Raw genomic sequence first — 11385 nt, 5'->3', positions numbered from 1 at the left:
ATCGAGTATCAGGCAAAATAATTTATAACATTATACAGGTTCAGGATATTACCAAAATTCATTCTGCACAGCAGCAGATGAAAAAAAGGGAAGAGAGATACCGACAACTTTTTGATGCAGATATAAGCGGTTTTTATGTGGTCTCTCCTGACGGAATTATTATTACATGCAATCATGTATTTGCAACCACACTGGGTTACAGTGACAGTGAACAGGCTACATGTAACAACATTGTCTCCCATTATAAAGACCCCCAACTGAGATCCAAATTGCTAAAGAAGCTTAATGAAAAGAAAACAATAAAATATCTTGAACTTGATTTTATAAAATGTGACGGCTCTCCCATTCAGGTTACCCTCAATGCCATAGGGCAGTTTGACAAACAGGACAAACTGCTTGAAATTCAGGGGTATCTCATGGATTTAACAGAAAGAAAATCTCTTGAAAAACAACTTTTCCATGCCCAGAAAATGGAAGCCATCGGCACAATGGCAGGGGCAATTGCACACGATTTCAATAACCTTCTCATGGCAATCATGGGAAACATATCACTGTTGCTTCTTGATAAAAACAAAAACGATGAAGAGTGGAAAACCCTTGCCAATATTGATTCATATGCCCGAAGTGGCTCTGAATTGATAAAACAGTTATTAGGGCTTGCAAGGGGAGGAAAATATGAAATCAAAAGATTAAATATCAATACCCTTATTGAACAAAATACTGAAATGTTTGCAAGAACCCATAAAGAGATTCGTATGAAAACGTCTCTATCACCTGATCTGTGGGAGGTTGAAGCTGACGCCAACCAGATAAAGCAGGTATTCTACAACCTTTATGCAAATGCTGCCCAGGCAATGGAGAGCAGAGGAGAACTTCTCATCTGCTCTCAAAACATCACAATTGGAGAAATTGATACCTTAAAATCAAAAACACTTCAACCTGGCCGTTTTATAAAAATTACTATCAGGGATTCTGGTACAGGCATAGATGAAGCCATTATCGACCAGATTTTCGATCCTTTTTTCACAACCAGGGAAGAGGGTAAAGGCACAGGACTTGGACTTGCGTCCGCCTATGGAATAATCGTTAATCACAAGGGACATATTGATGTCAAAAGCCGTATAGGAGAAGGCAGTGAATTCATAATACTACTGCCAGCAGCCCCACCCCTATCATTAAACCATGATAATAACCTGCCTGATAAACAAAATGGTGAATATCCACTTGATTCACCCGCACCTGATAAAACTCCACTTGATTCGCCTGCACCCGATAAAACTCCACTTGGTTCGCCTGCACCTGATAAAACTCCACTTGGTTCGCCTGCACCTGATAAAGCTTTACCATTACCCCTTAAAATTTTGCTTGTTGATGATGAGGAGATGATAATTGAAACTGTATCCACTCTTCTTGAATATATAGGTTGTGACGTTATAACCGCTGACAACGGAGAAGATGCAATTGAAATGTACCAAAAAGAACATGCTACCATTGACCTTGTCATCCTGGACATGATGATGCCTGACATGGGTGGCGGAGAGATTTTTATTAATATGAAAAAAATCAATCCAGATATTAAAGCCATACTTTCCACAGGCTACAGCTCGAATGGCCAGGCTGCTGATATTCTCAAAAACGGATGCTCGGGTTTAATAACAAAGCCATTTGATATTGCACAGCTCTCACAGAAAATAAATGAAGTACTGGGAAACATATGACAGGGGAACAGGACACAGAAATGAAATTCAGACCATGCATTGATATTAAAAATGGCAAGGTGGTTCAAATTATCGGAGGAACTCTAAGGGAAGAGAATTCATCCTCCTGTACCAATTCAACCATTACAAATTTCCAGAGCGAGAACCCATCCTCTTTTTTTGCAGAACTTTACAGAAAAGATGGAATTTACGGAGGCCATGTCATCTCCCTTGGCCCTGGCAATGAAAAGGCAGTTCTTTCGGCATTAAAGGCATTTCCAGGTGGCTTGCAGGTAGGAGGCGGCATCAATACGGACAATGCTCACAGATACCTTGATGCCGGAGCAAGCCATGTCATTGTAACCTCCTTTGTATTCTCAAATGGAATTATTGACATGGAGAAACTCAATGCTCTTGTTAACAAAATCGGCAAAGATCGTCTGGTTCTTGATTTAAGCTGTCGCACACGGGACAATCAATTCTGGATTGTCACTGACCGATGGCAAAAATTCACAGAGGTAACGGTAACTGAAGAAAATATTACCAAACTCTCTGAATATTGCGATGAATTTCTGGTTCATGGCGTAGATGTGGAGGGGAAAATGGCAGGAGTACAGTCTGATCTTGTCGATCTTCTTGGCAAATGCTGCCCCATACCTGTTACCTATGCCGGCGGTGTCAAGGACTTTTCCGATCTTGATCATGTAAAAGAAGTCGGGAATAACAGGGTTGATCTTACAATAGGAAGTGCACTTGATATTTTCGGGGGCAAAATCCCATACAGAGAGGTTGTCAAATGGCATCAGACACACAACATTTGAGCCAGAATTCAGAAGATTTAAGCAAAACAAAAAAAAGCGTCTGGCAGAAAACCTTCAAAAACTCGGAGAATCCCTTGTGGAACTTCCGGAAACTGAAATCCATAAGATGGAAATTTCAGAAATTCTTAAAAAAGCAGCACTTGATGCCCAGGCAATGACCAAACACGGTGCAAAAAGACGTCAGATGCAATACATAGGAACCCTGATGCGCAACCTTGACCCTGAAATAATTGAAAGGGCAGTGGAAGAGATATCCAGGGGCAGAAGAGTTGCTGAAATGAAATTCAAAGAAATGGAGACATGGCGGGAAATTCTTATCAAAGATGGAGACGAATACTCAAATTCAGATTTGAATTTCATATCAAATCAAAATATTTTCAAAGAGTTAGCATCAGTTTCAGTTTCAAGCAACACAATAAATTCAAACACTGCAATGGAAAGCTTCATTGAGAAATATCCAGAAACAGATCGGCAGCGTCTGGGACAGCTTGTCAGAAATGCCCGCAAGGATCTTCTTCAGCATAATCACCACAAAAATATCAAGGATCACAAGCTTGGTTCCACTGATAATCAGTGCAAAACACCAAAAACTTCCCGGGTACTGTTTCGTTATATCCGTGAAATGATTGAACTTCATGAACAGACGGATTCCCCGCAATAAATTTTTCAAGGACAATTATGAATGCACAACAGCAGCCCAATACTTCTATGACACCAGAAGAATATCTGATCTTTGAGCAAAATTCTGAAATCAGGCATGAGTATTTTGATGGCGAAATTTTTGCAATGACAGGCGCCAGTTTAAATCATAACCGGATAAATGGAAATTTTTTTAATGAGATCAAAACTCAGCTAAAAAAATCTCCTTGTGATGCTTTTTCAAATGATATGCGTGTAAAAATATGCACAATTGGAAAATACACCTATCCAGACATTGTTGTTGTATGCGGGAATATTGAACTTGAAAACATCATGGGGATTGAAACTCTTATCAATCCCCTTGTTATAATTGAAATTCTTTCTGATTCCACAGAAGCATATGACAGAGGTAGAAAATTTCAACACTACAGGTTTACGCCATCACTTAGAGAGTATATCCTTGTATCTCAAAATCATTGCTTTGTGGAAAAATATGTCAGAAAAGATGACAATACATGGAATCTTTCTTCTTACGAAAATATGAAAGAGACAATGACCATTGACACTGTAAAGTGTCAAATATATCTGTCAGATATCTACTATCGAGTTGAATTTAAAAAAACAAATTCATATACTGTTCCAGACAATTAAATTGGCAAGCAGTGTAGGGGCAATCCCTTGTGGTTGCCCTTCAGAATTGAGAATGCCAAAATATTTTTCTGGAAATCTATAGTATAGGAATCCCGATTTTTCTACTGCAAAAGCAAGTAGTTATGGGAAAGTCCGCCCGAAGGGCACTAAATTCACTCAATAACTCCTAAAGCCAAAACATGTTCATCCCCACAACAATAAATGAAGTTAAAACACTTGGCTGGAACTCGCTTGACATCATCCTTGTTACAGGAGATACCTATATTGATTCGCCTTTTACTGGTGTTGCAGTAATAGGAAAGCTTCTTATCCAAAAAGGATACAAGGTTGGCATCATTGCCCAGCCTGACATGAACTCTGACAAGGACATTTCAAGACTTGGAGAGCCGGAACTCTTCTGGGGGATAACTTCAGGTGCTGTTGATTCAATGGTCTCCAACTACACGGCACTTAAAAAAAGGCGCAAAAGTGATGACTATACGCCTGGAGGAATAAACAACCGCCGACCAGACAGGGCAGTCATTGCCTATACAAACCTTATCAGGCGTTATTTCAAGCAGACAGCTCCCATTGTTCTTGGTGGCATTGAGGCAAGTTTAAGGCGCATCTGCCACTATGATTTCTGGTCAGACACCATAAGAAGATCCATTCTTTTTGATGCAAAAGCCGATTATCTTGTATATGGCATGGGAGAGGATGCTATAATTGCCCTGGCTTCCTTTCTCTCCTCAAACAAAAGTGATTATCTCTCCTCAGACAATACTGATTGTCTCTCTCCAAATAAAACTGATTCTCTTTCTCCAGACACAACTTGTTCTCTCTCTTCAGACAAAAACGATTATCTCTCCTCAAACAAAAGTGATTATCTCTCTTCTGACAAAAAAGATCATTCAAAACACCACCAAAACATCTTTAAGTCTCCAAGTCATATAAGAGGATTATGCTATATTTCAGGAGCTCCGCCTTCATCCTATATTGAACTTCCCGGATATGAAAGCATCATAAAAGAACATGTGAAAAAAGAAGCTCCAAAAAATCTTTTTACCAAAAGCTTTCTTGAATTTTACAACAACTGTGATCCCCTCACAGCAAAAGGAATGTTTCAAAAACAAGACTCCCGATATCTAATACACAATCCCCCTGCCTTATATCCTGATACCCCCAAGATGGATGCCATTGCCGACCTTGAATTTGAAAGGGATGTACATCCATATTACAAAAAAAATGGAGTCGTCAAAGCGCTTGATACCATTCAGTTTTCCATATCATCCCATCGGGGATGCTATGGAGAATGCAATTTCTGCGCAATTGCAGTGCATGAAGGAAGAACAGTCCGATGGCGAAGTCATACCTCCATTATCAAGGAGATAGAAGAGTTTACAAAACATCCGGATTTCAAGGGCATCATATCTGATGTAGGTGGCCCCACTGCCAACATGTACGGATTTGAATGCGCAAAAAAACTTGAGAAAGGAGCCTGTTCACATAAACGTTGCATCTTCCCTTCCGTATGCCCACACCTTAAGCCAGATCATACACCGCAGATTGAGCTTCTAAAAAAAATCAGAAAGATCAAGGGAGTGAAAAAAGTCTTTGTTGCATCCGGTATCCGCCATGATATTCTATTTGCAGATACCAAAGCCGGAAACAGATACCTGGAACAGGTTTTAAACCACCATGTATCAGGCCAGATGAAGCTGGCACCGGAACACACTGAACCCCATATCTTAAAAATTATGGGAAAACCACCTGTGGATTCTCTTATTGAGTTCAAAAAAAGATTTGACACAATCTCGAAAAAAATGCACAAGAATCAGTTTCTGACATATTATTTCATTGCAGCACATCCAGGCTGCACAATGAAAGATATGGAACAAGCAGGCCTTTTTGCCCGCAAAAAACTTCACATCCATCCGGAGCAGGTTCAGGTGTTCACACCAACACCTTCAACCCTGTCAACTCTTATGTATTATACAGCCAAAGCACATGAGACAGGAGAAACTGTTTTTGTGGAAAAAAATGTCATAAACAAAGAGAAACAGAAAGCAAAGCTCACCCGGGACGGACATGGAAGAAATCTCAAAAAAAGAGGTCCGAAAAAGTGAGTCCTACTCATGACAGAAAAATAAGCTCAACTCATGACAAAAAAGTAAACCATGATCATGACAAAAAAATGAACATCACCCATTACAAAAAAGTACTTCAGGTGAGCATCCCGCTGGCAATGAGCATGGGAGCCACCACAATAATGGAGTTCACTGACCGTGTTTTTCTGGGCAACTACTCCATGGATGCCCTTGCAGCAGCAACCCCGGCCGGCATATGTGTATTTCTGTTCACGTCATTTTTTTTTGGTGTGGCAGGTTATGTAAATGTCTTTATTGCCCAATATACAGGCAACCGAGACAATGGAGGAGTAGGTGCATCCCTTTGGCAGGGTATCTATTTTGCTCTTTTCGGAGCACTTTTTATGACAGCACTTTCATCAACGGCTGAACCTCTTTTCAACATGATCGGACACTCACCTGAAATACGCCGGCTTGAGATCGAGTATTTCAGAATACTAAGCCTTGGCAACGGGGCACTGCTTCTGGCATTTACACTCTCAACATTCTATTCCGGCAGGGGCTTTACCCGTGCAGTCATGTTTATACACATTGCAGGGACTATTTTTAACATCCCGCTTGACTATGCACTTATCAACGGAGTATGGGGTTTTCCGGAACTTGGTATCAGGGGGGCAGCCATTGCAACAGTATCTGCCTGGTCTCTCATGGCATTAAGCTTTGCTGTTCTTATCTTTAACAGAAGAAACAACCGGAAATACAGGATATGGGATAACAGAGCGTTTAGCAGATATCTTTTCATGCGGCTGATGAAATTCGGCATCCCGGGTGGTGTACAGTTCTCCCTTGATATCCTCATATTCACCTTCTTTATCCTGATTATTGGAAGAATCGGCACCACAGAGCTTGCTGTCACCAATCTTGTTTTGTCAATAAACAGCCTCTCATACATGCCCATGTTTGGATTTTCAACAGGTGTAAGCACCCTTGTTGGACAGGCAATGGGAAAACGAGTTCCTGATGAGGCAATGAGTGCCGCAAAGGCCACAATACATATCTCCATGTTATATGTATCTGTTATGGCAATGATTTTTATCCTTACACCAGAGCCTCTAATACAACTTTTTCTCTCTGATGATCTTGGTGTTATGGAGAAAAACGCCATTATACACATTGGAAAAATACTGATGAAGTTTGTTTCTGTATATCTTTTTTTTGATGCCCTTGTGCTTGTCCTCACAGGAGTTTTAAAAGGAGCAGGAGACTCCCGCTTTATTATGTGGAGCATGGCAAGTGCCGGACTGCTTTTTCTCTTTATCCCGTTATGGGTGGGAAGCCAGATTATGGGCCTTGGTCTATATTTTTCATGGTCATGCCTGACACTCTACCTGTGTGCAATGTTTATCATGGTGTTGTGGCGATACAAAAGCGGAAAATGGAAGGATATACGTGTCATTGAAAACGACTCTTCTGCCCATGACACCATTGACCCGCCTTTAACATCTGATTTCATAAAACAAACCAGATAAATATGAACAGCAAATATGATAAAAAATAACTCTCTCATAGAACATCAACTTAAAAAAAGATCTGTACTCTTTTGCCACCTTTCAAAAAATTCAGAAGCAAGTCTTATTGAACAACAACTTGAACTTGTCATTGAAGAGCCTCTATCCATAAATGTCCAGGGTCAAACCTACAGTGTAATCATGCGCACCCCAGGTGAAGAAAAGGAGCACGCAGCCGGTTTCTGCCTATCTGAAGGCCTTGTGGATCATCCGGATGATATCGTGGACATTGCCCTGTGCGACGGAGAGAATTCAAACGTGGTTGCTGTGATGCTCACAAAGGAAAGAGCGGAAAAAATAAGTGATCTTTTAAACAGAAAAGGCTTTGTGAGCCAGACAAGTTGCGGTATATGCGGCAGGGAGATAATTGATGATCTAAATCTTATTCTGACATCTGTACCTGAAAGGATCTTTCTGTCATTCCGGCAGGTGATAGATATTGTTGAAAGAATGGATGATTTGCAGAATCTCAAAAAACGATCCCTTGCCTCCCATGCTGCCCTTGTTTTTGACAGAAACCTGAACATTATTTCATATGCAGAGGATGCAGGACGACACAATGCACTTGATAAGGCCATTGGCGGACTTTTTCTCAATCATGAGCTAAAAAGATGTGCAGTTGCGCTTATCTCATCAAGGGCAAGCTATGAGATGATCCAGAAGTGTGCAAGAGCCGGAATTGAGATTGTGATCAGCATGTCAATACCCACGACACTTGCATGCGAGCTGGGGCAAAGGCTTGGAATGACTCTTGCTGCTGTCAGGAAAAATAAGATGTTTATCTTTACAGGACAAAGCAGGATTGTGTAAATTGCACTCCAAATTCGGCATCTTTCATTTGCCATGTAATTGAACTCCAAATGCGGCATCTTTCATTTGCCATGTTACACTTTCCTGAACACAATGCCCGTTTTGCTGGTAGTCTGTTCCGGAAAGAGTAAAGTACTTTCTGCATGATATGAAGGATGCCCCAAATTCAACAAGGTATTAAATTTATTTTATCATTCAGATAACCGATATTGCAATTTGAAACGTTAACGGCTTCTGCAATGGTGAGGATATCAGAAAGCATCATAATGACCATTTCAGCCCGTGTGTCAGCATCTGCACTGGCTGTATGGGGCATGAATATAAATTTGAGGTCAGGCTTTTTTTCTACAATATTTTTAAAGCGATCAAGCATTGATACCGGCAAAGGTTCAGGGTCAAACACATCAAAAGCCAGATTAATTTCAATATCCCCTGACTCCAAAAGTTGCAGAAGAGCATCCATATCAACCACCTCGCCCCTGGCAGTGTTTATTAGAAGCGCCCCTCTTTTCATCATTAAAAGTTGATCTTTACCCGCAAGATGCAAGGTTTTATCTGTAAGAGGAACATTAAGGGAGATGATATCAGCATTTCTGAAAATCTCACCCTGCTCTTTACAATAGCAAAGGCAGGGCAGCTTTTTTTCAAGATCATTTTTCCGGATTCTGCTGTTGTAGAGTATTTTCATATTCCAGGGTGCCAGCTTGTGTGCAAGTGTCTGACCAATTTCCCCCATGCCGATTATACCCACGGCAAGAGTGGAAAGAGACCTGCCAAGAAAGGCATCAATATCCCATTTCTGATCTTCCCTCCACTTTCCCTGAAATACAAAACTGTTTAAAGCAGGAATATTTTTAAGAGTGCTCAAAATAAGGGATAAAATGAAATCTGACACTGCATCATGCAGTACAGAAGGTGTGTGGGTGACAATGAGGCCGGAAGTTCTTTCAATATGGTTGTATCCTGCGGTTGCTGTGCATACTGCCTTCAGATGGGGCAGATTAGTTATATCTCCCGATATTGTATGACTCAGATGGCAGCCTATGATGTCAACCCTGTTATTTTCTGCAATCTCCTTCATGGTGTCACCTGACGGGAATCGCACATCAGATTCAATAAGGTTTGAACTCTCTTCAAGAAGCTTAAAAAGCTCTGTTATCCTCTCTTTTTTTGAAATTGATACAAGCTCATTTTCGGCCATCTCCCTGAATACAGGAGATGTCAGATATACTGTGCATTTTTTCTTCATTTTTTCCCTGCTTCTGTCAATGGTCATTTTCTGAAATTTTTAACAATGATTTATATGAAAGTCTCAGTAAGTGGCTGTTTTTAAAACGACTTTCATCTCTTCGATTGTGGCGGCTATCCGCCATGTACGTTATATCAAGCCTCAAAGTCGATAAATGATAGGTTTACCTTGCGGTTTCGAGGCCCGTCAAATTCACAGAAAAACACACCCTGCCAAGTACCAAGCACCATTTTACCGTTTTCAATGGGAATAAGTTCAGAAGGGCCAACAAGGCTTGTCTTTAAATGGGCAGCCGAGTTGCCTTCAAGGTGCCTGTAGTTGTTTTCCCAGGGGATCAGTTGATCCAGAGTGGCGGCAATGTCCCTTTCAACATCAGGATCTGCATTTTCATTTATGGTTATGGCAGCGGTTGTGTGCATGGAATATACGTGGACAAGGCCATTATTAATACCACGATCATGGACAGCTTGAGCTATTTTGCCAGTGATATCAATCATATCTGTTCTGTTCCCTGTTTGCACCTGAATAATCATATGTGATATTTCCTTTGCCTTTTATCTGCTCATGGGTTACAATATTTAAAAAATTTCTACACAATACCATCCTCAAAAATTGCCCTTTTTTCAATAATCCTTTCTGGACTGAAAATCGAAAGATCAAGAATATGTTTCTGTTTGAGGATAAGCTCTGTCATGTATCTTCCAACAGCCGGCCCCTGCTGCAATCCATGACCTGAAAAACCATTTGCAAGGTAAAGGCCGCCAAGTTCCGGCCACTCCCCAAGAATTGCATTGGCATCCAGTCTATTGACAGCATAAAGTCCAGCCCATCCCTTTATGAGTTTTAGAGATTCAAATATCGGTGCAAACTCATAAAGCTCTCCCCATAACAGCTCAAATCTCTCCTCTTCCCATGTAAAATCAAACCCTTCTGGATCATCATCCATGGATTTGCCAAGCAGAAGAAGTCCGCCTGTCTCTGTCCTGAAATAGAAGCCAGAAGGAAGAACCGTCAAAGGCAGGGGAGAATCTAGTTTAAACTCTGGGCTGACTGCAAAAACCTGTCGCTTTACAGGATTAACAGGTATTTTAATGCCTGCTGTTGCAAGAAGTGAAGCCGCCCATGCGCCTGTACAGTTGACCACCGCAGAAGAATTATAGATATCACCAGTGGCTGTTTTAACTCCTTGAATTTTATTGACATGCCCTTTTTGGCCTGTTGAAGAAGAATCCATGATATCTTTATCGGTTAAAAGCTCAACCACATCATCTTGTATAAACTCGGCTCCCATGGATTTTGCCTTTGCCCTGTATCCCATAAGAACAGCATATGCATCAAAATGTCCATCTTCAGGGCCGAAGGTTCCCCCAACAATTCCATCTAAATTTTCATATATGGGATATCTCTTCTTTATGGTATCAGGAGACCACCACTCAATTGCACATCCAAGCTCTTTCTGCATCTCAAATGCCCTTCTGGCTGGGCTTTCAGTTTTTTCATCATATAAAAAAAGATTGCCCTCCCTTCGATAAAAAATTGCAGGCTTTACTCCGTCAACAGCCATCTCATCCTCAAAATTCTCAAGAACTTTAAAGGCATACTGGGAAATCTGCACATTCTCCTTAAGGGAAAACTGTATTCTGGCATTGACCATTGAAAGGGTCGTTGATGCTCTTTCGTAACTTTGATCTCTTTCAATAACAATAACCTTTAATGAAGCATCCGCCTTCATAAGATGGTAGGCTGTGGATGCACCCATAATACCTCCACCAATAATAATGACATCATAAGTTCTATTTTTCATGCTCTCCCCGCTTTAACTTGTTAATAGAAAACTTGAATATTGACCTGTACGGTGATATTTAACCGTGAAAACAATCCTCA

Annotated in this window: 10 protein-coding genes; 7 read left to right on the top strand and 3 right to left on the bottom strand. The window is 40.8% G+C overall.

Annotation, left to right across the window (positions count from 1 at the left end; all coding sequences use genetic code 11):
- From MTBBW1_RS06805 to fdhD, 7 genes are all read left to right on the top strand, one after another.
- On the top strand, nucleotides 1-1718 hold a 1718-nt coding region (locus tag MTBBW1_RS06805), incomplete at its 5' end, for a hybrid sensor histidine kinase/response regulator (RefSeq protein ID WP_186441125.1).
- A gap of 20 nt (nucleotides 1719-1738) precedes the next feature.
- Nucleotides 1739-2518, top strand: a complete 780-nt coding sequence (hisA, locus tag MTBBW1_RS06800) for a phosphoribosylformimino-5-aminoimidazole carboxamide ribotide isomerase (RefSeq protein ID WP_080801155.1) — start codon at nucleotides 1739-1741, stop codon at nucleotides 2516-2518.
- The gene (gene yjgA / locus MTBBW1_RS06795; RefSeq protein WP_186441124.1) at nucleotides 2451-3179 is read left to right on the top strand and encodes a ribosome biogenesis factor YjgA; all 729 of its coding nucleotides are present in this window, start codon (nucleotides 2451-2453) and stop codon (nucleotides 3177-3179) included. The genes hisA and yjgA overlap by 68 nt, the downstream gene beginning before the upstream one ends.
- 17 nt (nucleotides 3180-3196) lie before the next feature.
- Nucleotides 3197-3808, top strand: a complete 612-nt coding sequence (locus MTBBW1_RS06790; protein ID WP_080801002.1) for a Uma2 family endonuclease — start codon at nucleotides 3197-3199, stop codon at nucleotides 3806-3808.
- Nucleotides 3809-3987: 179 nt separating this feature from the next.
- Nucleotides 3988-5913 (top strand): YgiQ family radical SAM protein, encoded by a 1926-nt coding sequence (locus MTBBW1_RS06785; RefSeq protein ID WP_080800999.1) that lies wholly within the window; start codon nucleotides 3988-3990, stop codon nucleotides 5911-5913.
- Entirely contained in the window at nucleotides 5910-7403 is a 1494-nt protein-coding gene (locus MTBBW1_RS06780) for an MATE family efflux transporter (RefSeq protein ID WP_245809285.1), read from the top strand. The genes MTBBW1_RS06785 and MTBBW1_RS06780 overlap by 4 nt, the downstream gene beginning before the upstream one ends.
- Nucleotides 7404-7418: 15 nt before the next feature.
- On the top strand, nucleotides 7419-8252 hold the full coding sequence (fdhD, locus tag MTBBW1_RS06775) for a formate dehydrogenase accessory sulfurtransferase FdhD (protein WP_080800997.1): 834 nt from the start codon (nucleotides 7419-7421) through the stop codon (nucleotides 8250-8252).
- Between the two features lie 166 nt (nucleotides 8253-8418).
- Here the strand turns inward: fdhD and MTBBW1_RS06770 are convergent, their stop codons facing one another.
- From MTBBW1_RS06770 to MTBBW1_RS06760, 3 genes are all read right to left on the bottom strand, one after another.
- On the bottom strand, nucleotides 8419-9501 hold the full coding sequence (locus MTBBW1_RS06770; protein WP_186441123.1) for a 2-hydroxyacid dehydrogenase: 1083 nt from the start codon (nucleotides 9499-9501) through the stop codon (nucleotides 8419-8421).
- Between the two features lie 134 nt (nucleotides 9502-9635).
- Nucleotides 9636-10034, bottom strand: a complete 399-nt coding sequence (locus MTBBW1_RS06765) for a secondary thiamine-phosphate synthase enzyme YjbQ (protein WP_080800991.1) — start codon at nucleotides 10032-10034, stop codon at nucleotides 9636-9638.
- Between the two features lie 56 nt (nucleotides 10035-10090).
- The gene (locus MTBBW1_RS06760) at nucleotides 10091-11305 is read right to left on the bottom strand and encodes an NAD(P)/FAD-dependent oxidoreductase (protein ID WP_080800988.1); all 1215 of its coding nucleotides are present in this window, start codon (nucleotides 11303-11305) and stop codon (nucleotides 10091-10093) included.
- Nucleotides 11306-11385 lie beyond the last annotated feature (80 nt).

The organism is Desulfamplus magnetovallimortis (assembly GCF_900170035.1).
Taxonomy (GTDB): Bacteria; Desulfobacterota; Desulfobacteria; order Desulfobacterales; family Desulfobacteraceae; genus Desulfamplus; species Desulfamplus magnetovallimortis.
This window is presented reverse-complemented; position numbering and strand designations above follow the sequence as displayed.

Coding starts and splice junctions, on each gene's coding strand:
- hisA (WP_080801155.1), top strand. CDS start 1,739: ATGAAATTCAGACCATGCATTGATATTAAAAATGGCAAGGTGGTTCAA.
- fdhD (WP_080800997.1), top strand. CDS start 7,419: ATGATAAAAAATAACTCTCTCATAGAACATCAACTTAAAAAAAGATCT.
- MTBBW1_RS06765 (WP_080800991.1), bottom strand. CDS start 10,034: ATGATTATTCAGGTGCAAACAGGGAACAGAACAGATATGATTGATATC.
- MTBBW1_RS06760 (WP_080800988.1), bottom strand. CDS start 11,305: ATGAAAAATAGAACTTATGATGTCATTATTATTGGTGGAGGTATTATG.
- MTBBW1_RS06785 (WP_080800999.1), top strand. CDS start 3,988: ATGTTCATCCCCACAACAATAAATGAAGTTAAAACACTTGGCTGGAAC.
- MTBBW1_RS06770 (WP_186441123.1), bottom strand. CDS start 9,501: ATGAAGAAAAAATGCACAGTATATCTGACATCTCCTGTATTCAGGGAG.
- MTBBW1_RS06790 (WP_080801002.1), top strand. CDS start 3,197: ATGAATGCACAACAGCAGCCCAATACTTCTATGACACCAGAAGAATAT.